Annotated in this window: 19 protein-coding genes and 1 pseudogene; 12 read left to right on the top strand and 8 right to left on the bottom strand. The window is 35.9% G+C overall.

The window, feature by feature from the left end; all coding sequences use genetic code 11:
* Nucleotides 1–475: 475 nt before the first annotated feature.
* From kdsA to FN817_RS10830, 8 genes are all read left to right on the top strand, one after another.
* Nucleotides 476–1,285 carry a 3-deoxy-8-phosphooctulonate synthase gene (gene kdsA / locus FN817_RS10865; RefSeq protein WP_047385197.1) on the top strand — a complete coding sequence of 270 codons (810 nt, stop codon included), beginning with the start codon at nt 476–478 and terminating at the stop codon, nt 1,283–1,285.
* A gap of 43 nt (nt 1,286–1,328) precedes the next feature.
* Nucleotides 1,329–3,566, top strand: a complete 2,238-nt coding sequence (locus FN817_RS10860) for a TonB-dependent receptor plug domain-containing protein (RefSeq protein WP_142717948.1) — start codon at nt 1,329–1,331, stop codon at nt 3,564–3,566.
* A gap of 244 nt (nt 3,567–3,810) precedes the next feature.
* Entirely contained in the window at nt 3,811–4,218 is a 408-nt protein-coding gene (locus FN817_RS10855) for a GNAT family N-acetyltransferase (RefSeq protein ID WP_167498848.1), read from the top strand.
* A 243-nt stretch (nt 4,219–4,461) separates the two neighbouring features.
* Nucleotides 4,462–4,842, top strand: a complete 381-nt coding sequence (locus FN817_RS10850; protein ID WP_228451533.1) for an HYC_CC_PP family protein — start codon at nt 4,462–4,464, stop codon at nt 4,840–4,842.
* A 119-nt stretch (nt 4,843–4,961) separates the two neighbouring features.
* Complete coding sequence (locus tag FN817_RS10845; RefSeq protein WP_047423157.1) at nt 4,962–5,435, top strand: DUF3347 domain-containing protein; 474 nt, start codon at nt 4,962–4,964, stop codon at nt 5,433–5,435.
* Nucleotides 5,436–5,524: 89 nt separating this feature from the next.
* Nucleotides 5,525–8,263, top strand: a complete 2,739-nt coding sequence (locus tag FN817_RS10840) for a multicopper oxidase domain-containing protein (protein ID WP_228451531.1) — start codon at nt 5,525–5,527, stop codon at nt 8,261–8,263.
* A 29-nt stretch (nt 8,264–8,292) separates the two neighbouring features.
* Nucleotides 8,293–8,907 (top strand): DUF3347 domain-containing protein, encoded by a 615-nt coding sequence (locus FN817_RS10835; RefSeq protein WP_142717944.1) that lies wholly within the window; start codon nt 8,293–8,295, stop codon nt 8,905–8,907.
* A gap of 26 nt (nt 8,908–8,933) precedes the next feature.
* Nucleotides 8,934–9,386, top strand: coding sequence for a heme-binding domain-containing protein (locus FN817_RS10830; protein WP_317129978.1), 453 nt, complete (start codon nt 8,934–8,936; stop codon nt 9,384–9,386).
* A gap of 62 nt (nt 9,387–9,448) precedes the next feature.
* Here FN817_RS10830 and FN817_RS10825 read toward each other — a convergent pair whose 3' ends face one another.
* The 6 genes and pseudogenes from FN817_RS10825 to FN817_RS10795 all read right to left on the bottom strand — a co-directional run bounded on the left by FN817_RS10825 (nt 9,449) and on the right by FN817_RS10795 (nt 15,451).
* Nucleotides 9,449–11,479, bottom strand: coding sequence for an alpha/beta hydrolase family protein (locus FN817_RS10825; protein WP_142717942.1), 2,031 nt, complete (start codon nt 11,477–11,479; stop codon nt 9,449–9,451).
* A 108-nt stretch (nt 11,480–11,587) separates the two neighbouring features.
* Nucleotides 11,588–11,932: pseudogene (locus FN817_RS23590) on the bottom strand (monooxygenase); the annotation flags it as partial.
* 22 nt (nt 11,933–11,954) lie between these two features.
* Complete coding sequence (locus FN817_RS10810) at nt 11,955–12,455, bottom strand: GNAT family N-acetyltransferase (RefSeq protein ID WP_142717940.1); 501 nt, start codon at nt 12,453–12,455, stop codon at nt 11,955–11,957.
* Between the two features lie 15 nt (nt 12,456–12,470).
* Complete coding sequence (locus tag FN817_RS10805; RefSeq protein ID WP_142717939.1) at nt 12,471–13,073, bottom strand: hypothetical protein; 603 nt, start codon at nt 13,071–13,073, stop codon at nt 12,471–12,473.
* Between the two features lie 216 nt (nt 13,074–13,289).
* Nucleotides 13,290–14,156, bottom strand: a complete 867-nt coding sequence (locus FN817_RS10800; protein ID WP_002979276.1) for a sigma-70 family RNA polymerase sigma factor — start codon at nt 14,154–14,156, stop codon at nt 13,290–13,292.
* A gap of 503 nt (nt 14,157–14,659) precedes the next feature.
* On the bottom strand, nt 14,660–15,451 hold the full coding sequence (locus tag FN817_RS10795) for a S1/P1 nuclease (protein WP_142717938.1): 792 nt from the start codon (nt 15,449–15,451) through the stop codon (nt 14,660–14,662).
* Nucleotides 15,452–15,921: 470 nt separating this feature from the next.
* Between FN817_RS10795 and FN817_RS10790 the strand changes: the two genes are divergently transcribed.
* Genes FN817_RS10790 through FN817_RS10780 form a run of 3 tightly spaced genes read left to right on the top strand, consistent with a single transcriptional unit; the run spans nt 15,922 to nt 18,986 of the window.
* Nucleotides 15,922–16,863 carry a type VI secretion system baseplate subunit TssG gene (locus tag FN817_RS10790; RefSeq protein ID WP_142717937.1) on the top strand — a complete coding sequence of 314 codons (942 nt, stop codon included), beginning with the start codon at nt 15,922–15,924 and terminating at the stop codon, nt 16,861–16,863.
* Nucleotides 16,864–16,917: 54 nt separating this feature from the next.
* The gene (locus FN817_RS10785; RefSeq protein ID WP_047423149.1) at nt 16,918–17,820 is read left to right on the top strand and encodes a TssN family type VI secretion system protein; all 903 of its coding nucleotides are present in this window, start codon (nt 16,918–16,920) and stop codon (nt 17,818–17,820) included.
* Nucleotides 17,821–17,846: 26 nt separating this feature from the next.
* Nucleotides 17,847–18,986: a hypothetical protein gene (locus tag FN817_RS10780; protein ID WP_047374599.1), complete on the top strand. Its 1,140-nt coding sequence runs from the start codon at nt 17,847–17,849 to the stop codon at nt 18,984–18,986.
* Between the two features lie 80 nt (nt 18,987–19,066).
* Here FN817_RS10780 and blaIND read toward each other — a convergent pair whose 3' ends face one another.
* Complete coding sequence (gene blaIND / locus FN817_RS10775) at nt 19,067–19,807, bottom strand: IND family subclass B1 metallo-beta-lactamase (protein WP_142717936.1); 741 nt, start codon at nt 19,805–19,807, stop codon at nt 19,067–19,069.
* A gap of 243 nt (nt 19,808–20,050) precedes the next feature.
* Complete coding sequence (locus FN817_RS10770) at nt 20,051–20,704, bottom strand: metal-dependent transcriptional regulator (protein WP_142717935.1); 654 nt, start codon at nt 20,702–20,704, stop codon at nt 20,051–20,053.
* An 85-nt stretch (nt 20,705–20,789) separates the two neighbouring features.
* Between FN817_RS10770 and FN817_RS10765 the strand changes: the two genes are divergently transcribed.
* Nucleotides 20,790–21,821, top strand: coding sequence for a threonine aldolase family protein (locus FN817_RS10765; protein WP_142717934.1), 1,032 nt, complete (start codon nt 20,790–20,792; stop codon nt 21,819–21,821).
* Nucleotides 21,822–21,906 lie beyond the last annotated feature (85 nt).

The following is a 21,906-nucleotide window of genomic DNA, read 5'->3' as shown; positions in this document are numbered from 1 at the left end:
ATCGCTAAAAATTAACCTTATTTTATACTTTATTACTCGGCAAAGCCCGTAAAGACTGATTTGCTAAATAAAGCAGTTAGTATTAGAGTTGTCATGCTGAGCCTGTCGAAGCATCCATCAATTTATAACCAGAAATTCAAAATTCTTTTGATTACCATATGTCTATCGTCTGATTCATTTATTTAAAAACAGCTAGTATTAGAGTTGTCATGCTGAGCCTGTCGAAGCATCTGTCAATTCATAACCAGAAATTCAAGATTCTTTTGATTATCATATTGTCTATTGTAAGGTACACGTTAATAAAAACAGCTAGTATCAGAGTTGTCATGCTGAGCCTGTCGAAGCACCTATCATTCATAATCAAAAATCCAAAAGAGTTAAAAACTATTGCAACCATAGCCTGTTAAAGCAACCAAATAATTTCCATTTGTGAAACTTTCTCAGTATTTTTACTGAACTTTTTAATTACAACAAAATGATTCAGTATTTAGATAATATTTCGCACAAAGATTCAAAAAACTTTTTCCTTATTGCCGGACCTTGTATTATTGAAGGGGAAGATATGGCATTGAGAATTGCTGAAAAAGTAATCAATATCACAGATAAATATAATATTCCATATATTTTCAAAGGGAGTTTCAAAAAGGCTAACAGAAGCCGTGTAGACTCTTTCACAACCATTGGTGAAGAAAAATCTCTTGAAATCCTTAAAAAGGTAGGAGAAACCTTCAATATTCCTACAACAACGGACATTCATGAAAATGAGCATGCCGCGCTGGCAGCACAATATGTAGATGTTCTGCAGATTCCGGCATTCCTTGTTCGTCAGACTGATTTATTAATCGCAGCTGCGAAAACAGGAAAATGTGTTACCCTTAAAAAAGGACAGTTCCTTTCACCGGAAGCAATGAAGTTTGCCGTTCAGAAAGTAACAGATTCTGATAACCAGAAAGTAGCGATTATTGAAAGAGGAAATTCTTTCGGATATACAGACCTTATCGTGGATTACAGAGGAATTCCTACCATGAGAGAATATGCTCCGGTTATTTTAGATGTTACACACTCTCTGCAGCAGCCTAACCAGAATTCAGGGGTTACAGGTGGAAGACCGGATCTTATTGAAACTGTTGCTAAAGCTGGAATTGCAGTAGGAGCAGACGGAATTTTCATTGAAACACATCCTACACCGGAAACCGCTTTATCTGATGGCGCCAACATGTTAAGATTAGATTTATTAGAAGATTTGTTACAAAAATTGACAAGAATTAGAGAATCGATTTTGTAATTGTTAAAAAAACATTAATTTTAGAAATTCTAAAACATTTCTTTTGAAAAAACTAGTTTTACCGCTAAGCCTTATGGTCCCGTTTCTTATTTTCTCCCAACAAAGAAAAAAGGATACAGCGACCACTAGAGTAACCGATATAGAGGAAGTTGTCTTCCAGAAAAAAGCAACAGGAAGAACAAACGACCTTACCAATGTGAGAATTTCAGCAAAAGAAGCAAAATCTGTAGCTTCTATCAACGGTGGAATTGAAGGATTGCTTAAGACACTTCCTTCCGTAAACTCCAATACCGAGCTGTCTTCCCAATATATGGTTCGTGGTGGAAACTATGATGAAAACCTTATCTACATCAATGATATTGAGATCTACAGACCTTTCCTGATCAGAAACTCACAACAGGAGGGGATGAGTATCATCAATCCGGATATGGTTTCTGCAGTCAATTTCTCTGCAGGAGGATTTGAAGCCAAGTATGGTGATAAAATGTCTTCTGCTTTAAATATCTATTACCGTGAACCTGAAAAATTTGAAGTTTCAGGAGAGGCCAGTTTAATTGGAGGTAGATTGACAACAGGTCTGGCTTCAAAAAATAAAAAATTTACAGCCTTATTTTCGGGAAGATACAGAAACACCAATCTTGTTCTTAATACCTTAAAGGAAGATACGGACTTTAACCCAACGTATTGGGATTTCCAGTCTTATCTGAATTATCATGTCAGTGATAAATTCTCCATGTCATTTATCGGATATTATTCCAAGAATGATTACGAGATGATCCCTAAGGCAAAAAGTGTTACTTTCGGAAGTCTTCAGCAACCTATTACAGTAAATATAGGATATGCGGGTAAAGAAAACGACCAGTATAAAAATATGATGGGGACATTCTCCATGAATTATAAGCCAGCTGATAACTGGAAGCTTACCTTGGATGCTTTTGCCTATCAGAACAGAGAAAGAGAATATTATACCATTCAGTCAGCATATGAGCTTCAGACGTTTGATCCGGTAACACAGCAGCCTGTGACCTCTTTCGATGTTGGCGGACAGATAGAACACGCAAGAAATGATTTATTTGTAAGAACATACGGAACCCAGTTCAGAGCTAAATTTTCGCCCAATGTCAACACTGATTTTGAGGTTGGATTTAAATATGAAAAAGAAAATCTGAAAGATCTTACCAATGAATGGAAATTGGTAGATTCCGCAGGATACAGCCTTCCAAGACCGGAAATTATCGATCCGAGAACAGGAACTACCGGTGACCTTAAACTGGCGTATTATATTGCAGGACAGAATAATATTGAACCTACAAGAGTTTCAGCATATGCACAATATTCACAGAAATTCTACTGGGGAGCCAGTAAAGTGTTTGTAAATGCCGGAGTACGTGTAGCGAATTGGAGTTTCAATAAAGAAACGATATTCTCTCCAAGAGCTCAATTCGCCATAAAACCTGATTGGGACAGCGATATGTTGTTCAAAATTTCAGGGGGAATCTATTATCAGGCTCCTTTCTATAAAGAAATTAAAGATCTAGACGGTAATTTTAACTCCAATATAAAGTCACAGCGCTCTATTCAGGTGATTCTTGCCAATGATTATGAGTTCCAGATGTATGACAGACCATTTAAGCTTACGACAGAGCTTTACTATAAGAAAATGGATAATCTGATTCCGTATTATATGGATAATGTGAGAATCCGTTATTCCGGGCAGAATAATTCCAAAGGATATGCGTATGGTATTGATACAAGATTATTCGGAGAATTTGTTCCTGGTGTAGATTCTTGGTTGTCTGCGAGTTATGCTAGAGTATACGAAAATATTGATGGAAAAGGTGATATTCCGAGACCTACAGATCAGAGATTGAGATTTGCTATGTTCTACCAGGATTATATGCCAAGCTTTCCGTCTATGCGTGTGAATCTTACTTTGGTCTATGCTATGGGATTGCCAACGGGGGCTCCTGTGCTATTTAACAGTAACGGACAACCGGATTTTGGTTCTGCTTATAATTATCAGCAGACGCTTCCTTCTTATAAAAGAGTAGATTTGGGACTGACAAAAGTATTCATCGATCCGAAAGAAAAAAATAAGAGATCAGGATTCTGGGGTAATTTTGAGGAGCTGACATTAGGAGTTCAGGTTTTCAACGCATTCAACATCAACAACACGGTGGCGAACCAATGGATCACTGATTATAACAGTAATTATATGTATCCTGTTCCGGTACGTCTTACAGGACGTTTCTTTAATGTGAAATTAGAATTTAAACTGTAAAATCTACTCAATCAGAATTATCTGCGAGAAGATGAAAAAATAAAAAGATCCTCTGAAAAATAATTCGGAGGATTTTTTTTGCCTGAAATTTTATCACTTTGGTTTCTCTGATATAGTACCTCTTAATTTTCAAAAATGTACAATATAATAGCAACAATTGATTGATTTTAAATTAGTTAATTTATAAGTGGAAGGGCATATTATATTGATGGAATATGTAAATTTGAAGGTTAGTAGAAATGTTATGAGCAATATTATATTTAAAATAAACGAAAAGATAGAAATTAAAACAATTAAAGATCTGTTTTTCATGTCCAATTATTTACCAATTAGCAATATGAATGATGACTTTCGTTTACAAAAAATGTTTGACAATGCAAATCTTGTTGTATCTGCGTGGTCAGAAAATAAATTAGTGGGTATTGCCCGGTCATTATGCGACTTTAGTTATTGTTGTTACTTATCTGATATTTGTGTGAACAAAGAATTCAGGCATTTAAATATTGGAAAAAGATTAATTGAAATAACAAAAGAACATGCAGGAAAAGAATGTAAAATAATTCTCCATTCTTCAGAAGATGCATTCAATTTCTACCATAAAATTGGGATGAAAAGAATTTCAGAAGCATTTATAATCCAAAGAGAATATTAAAATAAAATGAGTGGAAATTGAGAAGTCAATGGAATTGTTGAAAAGTTAATTTCTGAAGGTTTATTCTTATCATTGTTTCAGAATAATCCAATACAACCTGTTTGTAAATTTATTAAACCTGAACATGTTAAAAATGAAGTTAAACAAGCAAAACAAATTGGTATTCTGTTTTCCGAATTTTGTAACAACATTACCAAATTTTATAACAACGGTCCCAGGGATATTTTTATCTTTGTCCTATCAATGAAAAAGATTCTTGCCATATTGTTTTCTATTTTCTACTTCGGGTTTTCTTCCGGAGCAGCTTTTAGCATTCATTATTGCATGAAGGAATTTGTTTCTGTAAGCCAGAAAACAGATGGTATCTGTGCTAAATGCGGCGTTAAAGAAAAAAAAGGATGCTGCAAAACAGAGATCAAAGTAGTAAAAGTAGATGATTCCCAGAAATCAGATTTGCTTAAAATTGACTTTTTAGGCCAGATTTCAGAAATTCCGGTGAAACATCAGTTTGCTGTTATTGATAAGTCTTTTTCTGCTACCAAATTTACTCAAATCCAGATTAATGCACCGCCTGAATACCAGCCGGTACCAATCTACATCAATCATTGTAATTTTAGAATTTAGAATTCGTCTGTCGTTTTCTGTATCATTACCATGTACAGTTACAGGCGACATGTCCTGACGCATATTCCTGATGCGTTACCATTATTCTTTATTAAAAATTAATTCTAAAATTTAAAACAATGAAAAAATATATCATCACAGCAGCCTTATCTATATTCTCAGTTATCTCACTATCAGCACAATCTAAAAAGGATGCTCAGGTTTCTAAGCTGTATCAGAACTATATCGCAATCAAATCAGCACTCGCTTCAGATGATGCTGACAAAACTTCAAAAGCCGCAACAGAATTCATTAAAACAGCTTCAACCATTGACTATAAAATGGTTTCGGAAGGGAATCTTAATGTTCTTAGAAAAGATGCTTCTGTTATTTCCGAAGCAAGAAATGTTACTGCCCAAAGAGAAACATTTCTCAACCTTTCAGACAATATGATCGCTTTAACCAAGGAGTTCAAACTTTCTGAAAATCCAGTCTATGTACAATATTGTCCAATGGCAGACGGCAGCTGGCTGAGCGATGAAAAACAGATTGCCAACCCATACTACGGGAAGTCTATGCTCTCATGCGGAAGTGTAAAGTCAGAAATTAAATAATTAGTCTATTATTCTTTAAAATAACAAGTTGTATAGCTTAAGTTATAATTGACTTTAAGTTATACAACTTCTAAAAACTTTGAAATATTATGAAAAAACTGATAATGTTTCTGGTGCTGTTATTCTCTGTTTTTACTTTCGCACAAAATACAAAAACGTATTATACCTGTCCGATGCACGCTGAAGTGGTCTCCTCAAAACCTGGAGACTGTCCGAAATGCGGAATGACTCTGGTTAAAAAAACAGCCATTGTAAAACAGGAAGTGAAACCTGCAGCTAAAACAGAAACAAAGGCAAAACCTGCAGAAACAAAAATAAATAAGGCAAATAAACCAAAGGAAACAACTAAGGTTGAAAAAGTAAAAGTAATAAAGCCTTCTGTTCAGCCAGAAAAAAAAGTTGTATCATCAGCTAAAGCTGAAACTACTTATACATGCCCGATGCATCCTGAAATAGTTTCGGATAAACCGGGAAAATGCCCTAAATGCGGGATGGATCTGGTAGAGAAAGAAGATCATTGTCATTCACAAACTGAAAATCCCAAGGAGGAAAAATCTGTTTTAAAACGTAATTCAGAAAACGGAAGAATTACTTTTGGTGGGAAAACGGTTCGTTATGATCTGTATGTAAAAGACACCATTGTCAATTTCACCGGAAAAAACAGGAGAGCAATTGCGATCAACGGGAAACTTCAGGCTCCGACTTTATATTTTACGGAAGGAGATACAGCCGAAATTTACCTGCACAATATGCTTAAGGAAAATACAGGATTGCACTGGCATGGAGTAATTCTTCCTAATGAGCATGACGGAGTTCCATATCTTACAACAAAACCTGTAACGCCAGGAGAAACCCACTTATACAAATTCAGAGTTTCCCAAAACGGAACGTATTGGTATCATTCCCACGAAGCCCTTCAGGAGCAGATAGGAATGAATGGGATTTTGGTTTTCAAAAAAAGAGAAGGTGAACCCAAAACAGAATATAATGCAGAGATTCCGGTATTGCTGGGAGATTGGAGCGATGATGATCCGATGCAGATTGCAAGAAGACTTCACATGGCCAATACAGACTGGTATGCTGTAAAGAAAAATGCAGTACAGAGTTACTGGGAAGCCATCAAATCCGGAAATTTAGGAACAAAAGCATTGAATGAATGGAAAAGGATGGAGGCGATGGATGTGAGTGATGTTTATTATGATAAATTCCTGATCAATGGAACTCCCAGTTCAGATTATTCCAATCTAAAGCCTGGAGACAAAGTAAGATTAAGAGTGGCCAACGGAGGTTCATCTACCTATTTCTGGCTGAATTACGGAGGTGGAAAGATAAAAGTAGTCGGAAATGATGGAAATGATGTAGTTCCGACAGAAGTTGACCGTTTGATTGTCGGTGTTTCAGAAACCTATGATATTGAAGTCACGATTCAGGAGAATAAAAGCTTTGAATTCAGAGCGACTTCAGAAGACAGAATAGGACATGCTTCCCTTTGGCTGGGTTCAGGTGAGAAGGTAGAAGCTCCCAATCTTCCAAGGCTGATGCTTTTTGAAGGAATGAAAATGATGAACGGCATGATGGAAATGAGCGGAAATATGAAGCCTATGACCATGACGATGGGAAACCAGATGATGGATATGAACGAAGTAATGTACCCGGAATTATCTGAAAATCAAAGGAAAACTACAGCAAAGCATATCAATGAGATGATGGGAGTGAAGACGAAGGAAGATAAAAAAGAGGATCATTCTCAACACTCAGGAATGGATATGGGAGAAGAGAAAACTATTAAAAGATTGTCTTACAATATTTTAAAATCTCCGGAAAAAACCATTCTTCCTACAGACAGCATCCGTGAAATGAAATTTACGCTTGAAGGGAATATGAACCATTATCTGTGGACGCTGGATAATAAAACCGTAACGGAAACAGATAAAATCCTGATCAAAAAAGGAGAGATTGTTAGAATTAAACTATATAATAATTCTATGATGCGCCACCCGATGCACCTTCACGGTCATGATTTCAGATTGATCAATTCAAAAGGGGAATATTCTCCATTGAAAAATGTGGTAGATATCATGCCAATGGAAACCGTAACGATAGAATTCGCTGCCAATCAGGATGGTGACTGGTTTTTCCACTGCCATATCTTATACCATATGATGGCGGGAATGGGAAGAATCTTTAGTTATGAAAACTCTAAACCCAATCCACAGCTTCCGAACAGAAAGTTAGCCTGGAAGAACTTTATACAGGATAATAAAATGACCAGTTCTATGGCAATGCTGGATGTAGCAAGCAATAAGATCCATGCAGAAACAATGACAATGTTCGGACCGAGATGGGCTAACCTGAATGAGTTTCATTCTAACTGGAATTTTGATCATTTTGAAGGAAGTGCAAAAGTAGGACGATTTTTAGGAAAATTCCAGTGGGCGCTTCCTTATGCAGGAGTAAGAGTTCAAAAAAATCATGAGATCATGGAAAGACAGATGGCAGAGGATATGGGTATGGATTTTCATGGGAAAAAGACCTGGTTCGGACAGCAGAAAGCTTCCAAAAACAAATTTGCATTCATGGTAGGTATGCAGTATGTACTTCCCATGTTGATTACAGCTGATGCAAGTGTAGACCAAAACGGAAAAGTACTGTTAGAACTGAGCCGTGAGGATATTCCACTTTCAAGAAGACTGAGAGGAAACTTCAGCGTCAATTCTGATGGTGAATTTTCAACCGGAATGAGGTATATTCTTCAAAAATGGTTATCCGTTTCCGGAAACTATGATAATGAAATGGGCTGGGGTGCAGGTGTTACTTTAACGTATTAATTTTTTTTAACCATATTATTTAAGAAATAATGAAAAATATAATAACCGTACTGTTTGTGGGAGCTACATTATACTCTTGTAATAAACCCGACAGTAAAATATCTGAAAAGAAAGCAGAACCGGAAATTAAAACGACGGACAAAACTGAACCTGCTGAAATCTCAAATCAGGAGGTAAAAGAAAGCCCGGAAGAAAGTAAAAAAGAATCAACAGTTTCTGCAGCATTTTCAATAAAACAGATTGTTGAGAGTTATCTTCCTTTAAAAAATGCTTTAACTAAGGATGATTCTAAAACAGCCTCATCAGAAGCTAAAAAATTATATTCTGTGTTAAAAAAGCAGGATGTAAGTAAACTAAGTTCCGAAGTAAAAGATATTTTGGAAAGCGCAGCAGAAAATGCAGAACATATCGGTGAAAAATCTGATGATATAGCTCATCAGAGAGAACATCTGCTATCCCTGAGTAATGATATTACCGATTTAATAAAAGAGAAGGGAACTGGCGGATTAAAACTATACCAGGACTTCTGTCCAATGTACAATAATGGAAAAGGCGGAACCTGGATCAGTGAATCGGAAGAGATTATCAATCCATATGAAGGACAGAAAATGATTAACTGCGGATCTATAAAAAAAGTATTTTAAAATAGTAAAAAGAGATGAACCGACACATGAAAAACATATTGCTAGGGTTTGTTCTAATTTTTTTACTTATTCAGATTATTCAGCCTGCCCGTAATATTGATTACGGGCAGGTTCCTTCTACAGATATTTCAAAGGTTTACAAACTTCCTGCGAATGTGCAGTCTGTTCTTAGAAATTCCTGCTATGACTGTCACAGCAATTCTACTCATTATCCATTTTATTCTTATATACAGCCTTTAAGTTATTATCTTGAAAAGCATATTAAAAAAGGAAAAGAAGAATTGAATTTTAATGAATGGGGGAGCTACAGCCGTCGTAAACAGGCCAATAAATTAGAATCTATTGTCAATCAAATACAGCAGAAAAAAATGCCGCTTACTTCTTATACTTATCTTCATCCGGAAGCGAAACTTTCCGAAAAACAGATAGAAGAAATAGTTCATTGGATAGAGCTGACGCAGGCTGAAAAGGAAAAATAAGAACTTAAAAACAAAAGCCATCTCGTGAAAGTGAGATGGCTTTGTTTTATTATATGGAAGCTTTATTTAGACGCTCCTGCAGTTTTTTCGCTTTTTGGTGTATAAGTAACTTTCGAAATATCAACCGTCATTTCCTTCAGGCGCTTTGCCACATTATCAGGCATTTCTTTCTGGTATCTTCCTCCAATGACTTCAGCAAGGAATTTCTCGGTTTCAGCATACATCGCCATGCTGTTAACCGGCTTACGGAATCCGTGGCCTTCATCATCAGCAAGGATATAATTTACCTTTTTACCTTTATCACGCAGTGCAATGACAATCTGATCCGCTTCAGCCTGCTTTACTCTTGGATCATTAGCTCCCTGAACAATCAGTAATGGCTTGTTGATCTTATCTACACTGAACAATGGGCTGGCATCATGCATACGTTTTTTTCCTTCTTCAGTTTTAGGATCACCTACCATTCCGTAAAGGAAGGCACGGGCGGCTTCCCAGTAAGCAGGGACAGAATCCAATAAAGTAAAGAGGTTGCTTGGCCCTACAATATCTACTCCGGCAGCGTATACATCAGGAGTGAATGCTAAACCTGCGAGTGTTGCATATCCACCGTAGCTTCCTCCCATAATTACTACTTTATTTTTGTCTGCAATTCCCTGGTCAATCAGGTATTTTACGCCCCAGGTGATATCGTCCTGCATTAGTTTTCCCCACTGAAGATCTCCGCCGTTCTGGAACTTTTTACCATATCCGCCACTCGCTCTGAAGTTGGGCTGTAATACCGCATATCCTCTGTTGGCTAAAAACTGTACGGTTGAATTGTATCCCCAATAATCTCTTGGACCTTTCGGACCTCCATGAACCAAAACAACTACAGGAACATTTTTACCGGATGAACCTACAGGTAAAGTCAGATAGGCTGGAATTTCAAGTCCGTCACTGCTTTTATAAGAAACAGGAGTCATGGCAGCCAGGTACTTCTCAACTTTTTTCAATTCTGTTCTTGGTGTATACTGGAAAATCAGCTGTTTTGTTTTTGCATCAAAGAAGTACGCTTCAGACGCATATTTATCACCTCCAACAGCAACTAAGAATTTGGAATAATCATTGGTAGAACTTGAAAAATTAACTTCTCTTCCAGGAAATTTACTTTGCAGAAATTTATAATTTTCTTCCCACGTTTTGTCTTTCCAGTAGTACTCTGTTTTATCTCCGGTGTAAGAAGTATAGATCATCTTTCTTGTATTTCTGTCAAGAAAAAGTCCTCCAAAATCTACTTTATCTTTAGGATCGCTTTCTATTTTTGTGATCTGTTTGGTTTTCGGATCCATCAGGAATAGGGTTGATTTATCAAGATTCCCTTTGTTCGTTACAAGATAGAATTTAGAATTATCTTCATTCCAGTTTGAAATATAGGCGCTTTCCGTTACCAATGTTTCATAAATAGGCGTAAGCTTATCTCCTTCTTTATAAAAAAACTGGGTAGTTCCTTTGTCATCTGTTTTGGACAGCACTCTTAATTTTTCATCCCAGTCAAATTCATAGCTTGTGATTCGGTCTGTATTTTCATAAATCTTTTTCAGTTCACCTGTAGAAATTTTCAATGAATATAAATCATGCCATGCTTTATCACGGTTATTTAATCCCACCATCAGCAAATCAGGATCTTTTCTGCTTACCATGTAGATTTGAGCTGTTACTTCTTTAAGCGGAGTTAAATTCCTTGATTCCGGAGCTCCGGTGGTTACTTTTGCCATAGGATCTACAGCAAAAATATTCATGTTTTCATCACCATTACCATCTTTTACATAAAGAATATACTTTCCGTCTTCCGACCAGAAATATCCGTTCATCGGGCGTTTGCTGTCTGTAAGTGGACGGGCTTTTTCAAAAGGTTCATCAATTTTTTTTACCCATATATTCATGATACCGCCATATTCTTTTGTAAAGGAAATCCATTTTCCATCCGGGCTCAACTGTCCTCCGGAAATTTCCGGGTTTCCAAAAAATAATCCTCTGTCCAGTACCGGGACCTCCTGTGCTCGTGCTGTATGTACTCCCATGAATAAGAGCAATACATAAAAGATTTTTTTCATGTTTTTAATTTTTAGTTGTTATTAATAAATCGGATATAATTTTTTGAAATTTTATTTTTTCCTAAAAAGGATTTCTACATTTCCAGTTCTATAATCTTCTTAGCCATTTTTTTCCAGCAATTTTCCGATGATATAAGCATCTTCAATCGCCTGGCAGGCACTTTGTCCCATATTGGGAGTTGTAGGATGAGCGGCATCTCCAATCAGGCATAGATTTTCAGAATATCATTTGGGAATAGGAGCGAGGTCGGAAATCGTATTACAAATAATATTCTCGTTAGCTGTAGCTTCATTCAGTTGTAAAACCAAAGGATCAAAATCATTAAAAATCTCTGCAATTTCAAGAGATCTCCCAAAACTTTTTTCATTGACACGGGCATACCAGTATACTTTTTGATCAGAAATTTTTACAAATCCAAAACGTTTTCCTTTTCCCCACATTTCAAAGGCTTCTGTTCATAAGATATCATTTAATTTATATTGTTAAAATATAGCTTTCCGATACCTTTTTGAAACCATACTTACTAAAAAAGTTGTGCGCTCCATGATTGTTGACTCCGCTTTCCAATAGGATAAAACTGATATTCCAGTTTTTAGATTCATGGATGGCTTTCTCTAACAGTTTACTTCCCAGTGACTGGCCTCTTACAGACTGATCCAGAAGCATATCTTCTAAAATTGCATACTTTTTAAAAGGACTGTTGATCACATTGAAAACCATCATTCCGACAATTTCCCCATTTTCATTTTCTGCAATCAGAATATTCAGTCTGGAACTGCCATCAGAATTAAAATCAGTAATCAGCTGTTCAGTAAGAATCAGTTCAAGATCCGGATTCCAATGATGGGAATCGATGGCTCTGCCGGACATCATTTCACCATGGGAAATATAAGAATCTGTTTTATGGGTAATAAAAAAGTCTACCAGTTCTTTAACGCGGGCTTTATCAGTGAGCCATTTTGTAGTATATTTCATGAGGTGTGTTGGTATTTATTTTAATTTTTTCAATTCTTCCAGCAGTTGGTTTTGCTTATTGATGAATTGATTGAGGCTGTCTGTTTTCAGAGGATGTGCATTCTGATACTTTTCAATTTCAGGAAGTGTTTTTCTGATCTTGAATACAAGGTATTGATCATGAACTGTTGTCCTGTTTGCTTTTATTTTGACGATGAGGTCTCGGATAGTTTGTGTTTTTATATCATATTTTCCAGAGCTGGCCTTTATCTCTTTTTCAATTTGTTTCTTTGTAACAGAATCGGTTACCGAATTTGATAGTGCCTTTGCATCATTATAGTATGTTTCTGATTTTTGAATAACATCATCATATTCGGTCATTGCATCCTCGGTTTCCTGATTAATAACCGTTATTCTTTTATCAAGATCCTGTAAAGCTTTATCATTTTTTATCAGCTCCTGATAGATTTCATGAACAAGATTTCCATCACGCGAATATGTATTTTTCCTAATAGAACTTGAAACTGAAGATTCTGCATTATCAACTGCATTTTCTATTGCAGGAACTTGTTGCGATTTATTTTCTCTGCAGGAAAGAAAGGATAACGCAAGTATAGAAGCGAAAAGTATTTTTTTCATAGTCTGTTTTATTTTGGTGTTCTCAACATCATATCGCGTCAACTAAAATTAATCATTTAGAATTTATCGCAAATGAGTAAAGGATATGATTTTAATTAGTTGAATAAACGGTGAAAAATGTTACAGAAGTCTGCAGATTGGATGTATAATACTATCTAAATAAAAAAAACGGAGCCTGAAAACAGACTCCGCCTATAAAATTTTTTACGCTAAAAATTATTTACCCAGGTAAGATTTTAGGATCTTGCTTCTGGTATTGTGTTTTAGTCTCTTAATTGCTTTTTCTTTGATCTGACGAACTCTCTCTCTTGTAAGATCGAAAGTCTCACCAATTTCTTCTAAAGTCATTGGGTGTTTTCCGTTCAGTCCGAAGTACAATCTTACCAAATCAGCCTCTCTTGGCGTCAAAGTATTCAATGCTCTTTCAATCTCGATTTGTAGAGATTCAAGCATCAGATCTTTATCAGGACTTGGAGATTCTCCTGAACGTAATACATCATAAAGATTAGAATCTTCACCTTCTACTAAAGGTGCATCCATAGACAGGTGTCTTCCGGAGTTTTTCATTGATTCTTTAATATCTTCCTCGCTCATGTCAAGAACTTCAGCCAATTCTTCCGGAGAAGGTGGTCTTTCATTTTCCTGCTCAAGGTGAGCGTAAGCTTTATTAATTTTATTGATGGAACCAATTTTGTTCAATGGTAGTCTTACAATTCTTGACTGTTCAGCCAATGCCTGTAAAATTGATTGACGGATCCACCATACTGCATAAGAGATAAATTTGAAACCTCTAGTTTCATCGTACCTTTTTGCCGCTTTCATCAATCCTAGGTTACCTTCATTGATCAAATCGGGTAAAGAAAGACCTTGATTTTGGTATTGCTTGGATACAGAAACTACGAAACGAAGGTTGGCTTTGATTAATTTCTCCAGTGCGGCTCTGTCGCCAGCACGTATTCTTTGTGCCAATTCTACTTCTTCGTCCGCAGTGATCAGTTCCACTTTACCAATTTCCTGCAAATACTTGTCTAATGAAGCCGTTTCCCTGTTGGTAACCTGCTTAGTGATTTTTAATTGTCTCATTTATTTTATCCTCAAAAAAGAGTTACTATAATATATACGTATGAAAAGGTAAAAAGGTTACACGAGGTAGCGTATTTTTTATACAATGTAAAAAGTAAAATGTATGAATATCTTTATATGTTGGTTTAAATTCATGATATTCAGTGTTTTATTTAAATTTTAAAAAGGCGTTTTTTTTGTATAATGTCCGAAGTAAAATGTATAAGTGTATTGTGAATTGATTAATTTACTGATAATCAGTTGTTTTGTTCCGGTTTGGAAAAATTTAGATTTGCGAGAATGATATTAATTGATTGATAATGAGTGTTTTATTTTTTTTAAATTAAAACATGTGTCAATAATAAAAACTGTAATTTCCTTAAACCTTAAACCTTAAACCTTAAACCTTAAACCTTAAACCTTAAACCTTAAACAAAAAAACGAAACCGAAGTCCCGTTTTTATATCTTGAAATACAATTTTAAGCCGCCTTTGGTTAATCAACCCGCAACTCGAAACCCGTATTTAGAAAAGCTCGTTTAATACTTTTGCCAGTCTCAATCCTCCATATAGAAGCTGTCTTTCCAAAGTATCATTGAATTTATACTGGTAGTCAAAAGATAATTTAGAGTCATTGGGAGTCTGTGCATAGATTTTGTTGGCAATCTTGTGAGAATCATATAACCAGTCTTCCAGTGTCCCGGACTGTATCTGTGCTACTTCTTCTTTAGATTTGATATCTAAAAGCTTAGAATATTCTGTGTAGCTGTATTTTTGAGAATCTACCAGTTTTCCGTCCCAAACTGAGTGTAAATTGGTTTTATCCCCGAAATAGGTAACGTTGATCTTGTTTCCACCCAAATCTTCTGCTCTTCCCACGTGAAGGGGTTGTGCAAGATCTCCCATAATATGGATAAGGAAGATTAAAGCAATTTTTCTGTCTTTTTCAGAAGTGTTTTTGTCTTTGATCTGGCTGGATAGTGTGTTTACCTGAGTATAAAGGCTTGGTCCTGCCTGTGCTTTTAGGTTTTGTTCAAAAGCTTTAAAGTCAGTCATCGGATCAATGTTTACATAATGCCATGATGAAGCCTGCTTCCATGCTCCTGTGGTATCAGATTTAATGAAATCCGGCCAGTTCGCCCAGTAAGCCAGACGTTCTTTTCCCATAATCTTTTTAATTTCTCTTCTCGCTTTACGGGAAAGATGGTTTTCTGCAATGTCTGCAATAACCCTGTGTCCCGTTAATCCCCATGCATAAGAATAAAGTGAAGAGGCCATGAATGCTAAAATCAGAATTTTAGAATAGATACTTTTCATTTTAAATAACAATTTTCAGTCTGCAAAGATACGGCCCGCTTTCGGAATGAGCATGCATTATCCTGAATTTATTCTATAAGATGATGTTAATAAAATTTAATTTACGTAAAAGATGTAATTGTACTACGTTTGAAAGCTTATATTTTGTCAGAAAGACTAAAAGATAAATGATATCTGAAGTAGGAGGGTGTAGAAAGAACTACATCTTTATTTATAAGAAGGAATAAAATAAAAAAATTATTTCTGCATCAAACTATGGATGGTTAGCCTTTAACCATTTGATTTTGAATAGTTAATTTTAAATTATAAAAACAAATATACCTTCTATTTACCGTATTTTTACGGAATTTGCTTGAAATTATTCCTTTTAATGTCAATAATTATTATTTTTAGGATAAAATTATTAGCAAAATATTTTTTCAAACTTATGAGATATATTATCTTTACAAGTCATAATCAGAGGAAACACTATGTATGAGACTAATATTGTAGATATGCATTACAATAAGCTGCAGACAGACTTTAAGGCTGAAGCTGTGGCTGTTAATCTATTGAAATACCACCGTGCGGTAAGCAATATATTCATTGAGCGTGTTGGCGTGAACGACCGTGCTTACCTGAAGGATATTAAGAGTATTTCAAGCAGTTATTTAGGATTTGACGAAGAAGTATTTACCATAGAGAGTTACAGGGAAGGCATTTATGATTATCTTCCGGAGGGTTTATTCCATCCGCCGTCTCTTGGAGCTTCCAGAAAGAATGTAGATACTGTGGTACGGGAAATCCGTAAACAGAAAAGAGTAGAAGATGATGCCCGTAAGTTTTTCCGGCCTTTTGAACTGGAGGTTTTTTTTACGGAAATCAGTGCTTTACTTAAAGAATCTGAATTTGATATTACAAGCAATACAGATTCTTTATTGGAAACCGTAAGTGAGCTTTGGCCTCTGATAAAAATGCTGGATAAGCAGAATGCTTATATCTTCATGCATATCCTGCCGTTTTTCCACCAGATAAGGGGGGATAAAAAATGGTTTGAAAGATGTATGACCGCTTTTCTGCAGGTGCCGGTAAACGTTACTTTTTCACCCAACATCATTGATAGGATTGAGAAAAATGATAATTCCATGTTATTGGGAAATTCAAGATTAGGAGTTACTTACATTCCAAGTGGTCCACATATGGACGGGCAGCGAAACTGGGTGGTAAACATTGGTCCTATTCCTTATGAAGATATGAAAAAATATATCCCGGGAAGTCCGTTCAGAAATGTACTTCAGGCACTGTATGATTATTTTCTTCCGGTAACAGTGGATGTGGAAGAGAATTTTGTTACAGAAAAAGAGGAATATTCATTCAGCCTTGAAGACGATGGAAGAAATGCCAGCCGCCTTGGATACTCTACATTCCTCTAAATTATTTTACTATATTTACAACTACCAACAAAGTATAAATTCGAAAAGAAACAAATGGAAATTTCTTCAGTAAAAGGTATTTTTTTAAGGTATATCTTAATGCCTTTAATCGCAATTATTATGATGGTTATACTGGGTGTAATCAGGAGAAATAAACCTGCGATCAAAATTAAAGTAATTATTATATACGTGCTTCTGTGCAGTTTATGCCTGGCTATTCCTGGATTTTTCGGATTTGCCGGAAATCTCTTTAATCCGTACTGGTATCTCATCGCACAGGTTATTTACCTTATTTTTGGGATTATTCATGTTAATTTACTGCATAAATATTTCAAAAAGCATATTGATTCTCTGGCAATGAGTATTCTGTTTGAGTCTCTGCTTTCATTGACGTGTATTGCTTTGGGAGGATATCTTTTTACTTTGATCTTTAACTGGATGAGCAAAGGAACAGGATATGCTGTAATGGCGGCAACAAGTATGCTGATCTTTGTGGTTCCCATGGTATTTTATTACTGCTATATCCAGTTTATCACCATTCCTTTTGATATTTATAAAACATGGAGATATTCACCGGAGCAGAAACTTCCAGATTTTGAAGGAGCAGATTTTGACAGGTTAATGGTATTGAATGTTGAATTGAGCAAAAAATTAGAAGATACCAACCGTTTCAGAATCAAAGCAAAAACCCTTCCAACGGGAGTTACTTTCGGAGATTGGTTCTACAGGGTAGTAGATGATTACAACCATAAGAACCCGGGTTCTGTTATTCATCTTTCAGATGAAGGAAATGAACCTTATTACTGGATCTTTTACACTAAAAAATCGTTTTTCAGTTTCAGAAAATATATAGATTTCGACCACGACATTACAACAAACAGCATTTCTGAAAATGAAGTGGTGATTTGTAAGAGAGTCATTCAGCATGAAGAGGAGGGAGTCGCAAGAAAATCATAATCACAAAAAATTAAAAAGTATTAAACATGATACAGCCTATTAAACATTTTGCAATCAACTGGGTGGATGGGATGAAGGTTTCCCAGAGACATCTTAATGATCAGGATAATTTCTTAATTGATACCATCAGAGATTCCAATTCCCTTGGAATTACTACATATAACTACGGACTTCTGCCTATTTCCAATGAATTTACAGACCGTACCATTTTTGATGTTCACAATACGGCAACCAATGATGTACAGCTTGTCATCAAGCGTTGCAGCGCTGTGACCATGGCAGGTTACCGTATTGAGCTGACAGACAGAAGAATTAGCGTAAAGTCTTTGGCGAAATCCATGAACGAAGAGCAGGCAGACGGAGAATATTATATCTTAATCTCTGTCAATCCTTTTGATAAAGTTCCTTTCGGAGATATTGACCCTGAGGAAATTCCGCCGCGCCATCCAAGTGCTCAGCCGAATCACCATATTGAACTGCTTCCTGTAACTTCTCTGAACAGCAGCTATTCGGGAGGTAATTACCTTATCATTGGAAAAGTAGATTTAAAAGGGAATATTGCTCAGGTAGATTCCAATTTTATTCCACCTTGTACGTCTGTACAGAGCCATCCGGCATTAGTGGAATATTACAGCAGCTATGCAAAATCTATCGGGAATCTTCAGCAGTATGCATTTAAAATTATTCAGAAGACTTCTCATAAAAATCAAAATACAGCTTTGGCACAAAATGTTAAGTTCCTGTGCAGCACCATGGTGAATACCTTTGGAGATATGTATTTCCAGTTCAGAAATATTACGCCTTGGCAGCCGCCAGTATTTCTGATTGAATCTTTTGCAAGACTGGCGCTTCATTTATATAATTCAACCCAGCTTCTAGTTCCTGCTGAATTGGAAGAAATGCTGAACTATAGCCTGGAGTGGAGTGAAATTGCTCCTCACACTTTATTGAACCAGCTTTCTATTGTAGCAGAGACCAATTACGATCATCATAACTGTGGTGAGCCTTTGCTTTATATTCAACAGATGCTGAGAAGCCTTGAAACCATTTTTTCTAAACTGAGTGAGCTTGATTACATCGGTCAGAGAAAAGAAAACATCATCGTTAACGAGCAAGAGGTTTCTACCAATACGAATCCTAAAAGAGGTTGGAGTGTATTAGATTAATACAGCCCATCATTAAAATATAAATCCCGAATGAAAATTCGGGATTTTTTATGGTATATACAGATTATGGAAATAAATTATTATTCCGGCTTTTTGTTTTTGTCCAGAAGGTCAAGCGTATGTTCAACATGTCCGCCTCCTTTCCATTCATCGTGACCAGGAATTACAAGAGTGGCCTGTGAATATTTGTTTTTCAGCTTTGTCATGGTTTGCGGCCATTGTGCAACATTGGCTTCTCCCGTATAACCAAGATCAACTGCTGCTTTGCTTTTCACAAGACATCCTCCGTCCAGTATTTTATATTTTGGGAACCAAACTACTACATTATCTGCCGTATGTCCTTCCCCAAGAAAATCTACCACAAATTCTTCGCCGCCAATACGATAAGGTTTCCCTGTTTTGATGATTTCTGTAGAAGTAGCTTTTCCATCTTTCTTTAGCAGTTCATTGGTTTTTGCTGTTGCATACGTTTTAATTCCTTTATTGTTATAAAAGCTTAAATCTCCGGCTCTGTCTTCATGTGAATGCGTTGCAAATACTGCAATAACAGGAAGATTATGACGCTTTTGAATGGTGTCCAGCAAGCTTTGGTATTGGGTTTTTTGCCAAGGCACATCAAATAAAACAACTCCTTTTTTGGTAACCAGATAAACAGCATTGGTAGAATATTCTTTACCTCCGAATACTCCGAAAGTTTTGTATATATAAAAGTTAGGTTTAATCTGAGGCTCAATCACAAAATCTCTTACCTTAGTGTCCTGAGCGTTTGCAAATGGGCTTAACAGCATCGAAATAATAAAAAACGGAATGCTTTTTTTCATAATTTTTTGGGTAATAATTAAAATGTTGGTATTTGTCGGAAAGACAAAGTCTGTAGAATGTTTTGCAAACCTAATTAAAAATTAATTTTCAGGTATTTTATGAAAGAGAGTTTAACCGTTTTTTAACAGTTGTAGAAATAAATACACATTTTCTAAGAGTTCAGAAAATAATTAATGTGATATTGCCGGAATGAAAAAACCTCACAGGTTTAATATCTGTGAGGCTTATTTTGATTGTTAAGGTTATTTCTTAACTAATATTTTTTCAGTCGCTTTTTTGCTTAAAATTTCCGTTTTCCCATCAATTTCTATCGTCATTGATTTATCAAAACTTTCTACTTTAACAATTTTTACTTTGGTATTGAGGAGTAGTTTCCGATCGTTGAGATAGGTTAAAAAAGCATCGTCAGATAAAGTGACAGAGGCAAAAGTAACATTTTCACCAGGCTCACAGTGGCTCAGTTTCTGCAGATCCTGGGAAATAATATTTCCGTCTTTATCAGGAATAGGTTCTCCGTGGGGATCAAATTTTGGATAATCCAGAATTTCATCCATTTTATCAAAGAAGATTTGAGAATGTACGTGTTCAAGCTGCTCGGCAATTTCGTGAACATTTTCCCATCCAAAATTCATTTTTTTAACCAGAAACATTTCGGTAAGTCTGTGTTTTCGGACTACCAGAGCTGCTTCCCGTCTTCCGCTTTCGGTAACGATTAGCGGTTTGTAGGTTTCATAAATGACCCACTTTTTCTCTGCAAACTTTTTCATCATATTATTGACACTCGGCATTTTTACATTCAAAAATTTGCTGAGCTCATTAATCGTAACCTTTCCTTCATTGTCAACTAAATGAAACAAAGCTTTCAGGTAATTCTCTTCTGTTAGGGTTGTTTTCAAAATGTTAGATGATTTTCATTACAAATCTAACAAAATAAAATGAAAAGTTTACTCTTGTTATTTTAACTTTTTTTACTTTTACTCTATGAAATTTTCATTCAAAAACGACTATTCAGAGGGATGTCACCCGAATATTCTACAAGCGCTTACAAAAAGTAATTTTGAACAGCAGGCCGGATATGGAGAAGATGAGTATTCATTAAAAGCTAAAACATTAATTAAAGAAAAAATCAACAATCAGGATTCTGAAGTTTTTCTGGTTTCAGGAGGGACGCAGGCGAACTTAATCGTTATTTCAGCGATCTTAAAGCCATATCAATGCGCAATTTCTGCCGCTCCCGGCCATATTCTGAATAATGAAACAGGAGCTATTGAAGCCACAGGTCATAAAGTATTGAGCATTGAAACTCCAGATGGAAAACTAAGACCTTCGGACATCATTCCGGTTTTGGAAGGGCATAGTAATGTACCGCATCAGGTAATGCCTAAGCTGGTGTATATATCCAATTCTACAGAGCTGGGAACCATTTATCAGGCAAAAGAACTGGAAGAGCTTTCAGCATTTTGTAAAGAAAAGAAATTGTACCTGTTTATGGATGGAGCAAGGCTGGGACATGGGCTGACTTCAGAAATCAGTGATCTTACCCTGGAAAAAGTAGCGCTTCTGACGGATGTTTTCTACCTTGGAGGAACCAAAAACGGGGCGTTGATAGGAGAGGCTATTGTCATTAATAATCCCGTTCTTCAGGAGGATTTTGCATTTAATATCAAACAGAAAGGGGCGTTACTAGCTAAAGGAAGACTGCTGGGAATACAGTTTATGGAGCTGATGAAAGACAATCTGTATTTTGATCTGGCGAAACATGCCAATCAGCAGGCTATGAAAATTAAGAATGCATTGCAGAAAAAAGGAGTAGCATTTCTTGCAGATACCTACACCAATCAGATTTTTCCTATTATAAGCAATGAACTTATAAGCGTACTGTCTGAAAGTTTTGAATTTTTTGTCTGGAAAAAAGTAGATGAGAATTCTTCGGCAATACGTCTTATTACTTCCTGGAATACAGGTGATGAAGCAGTAAACCGATTTATTGAAATCATTGAAACGGAATTATAGTAATAAAAAAGATGTCTCAAAAGTCAAAATAATAGACGTTTGTCATTCTGACGAAGGAAGAATCTCATCTAAAACAAGAATATGA

This window comes from Chryseobacterium rhizoplanae, from assembly GCF_900182655.1.
Taxonomy (GTDB): domain Bacteria; phylum Bacteroidota; class Bacteroidia; order Flavobacteriales; family Weeksellaceae; genus Chryseobacterium; species Chryseobacterium rhizoplanae.
The sequence above is the reverse complement of the archived record's forward strand: the minus strand, read 5'-3'. Positions and strand labels throughout refer to the sequence as shown.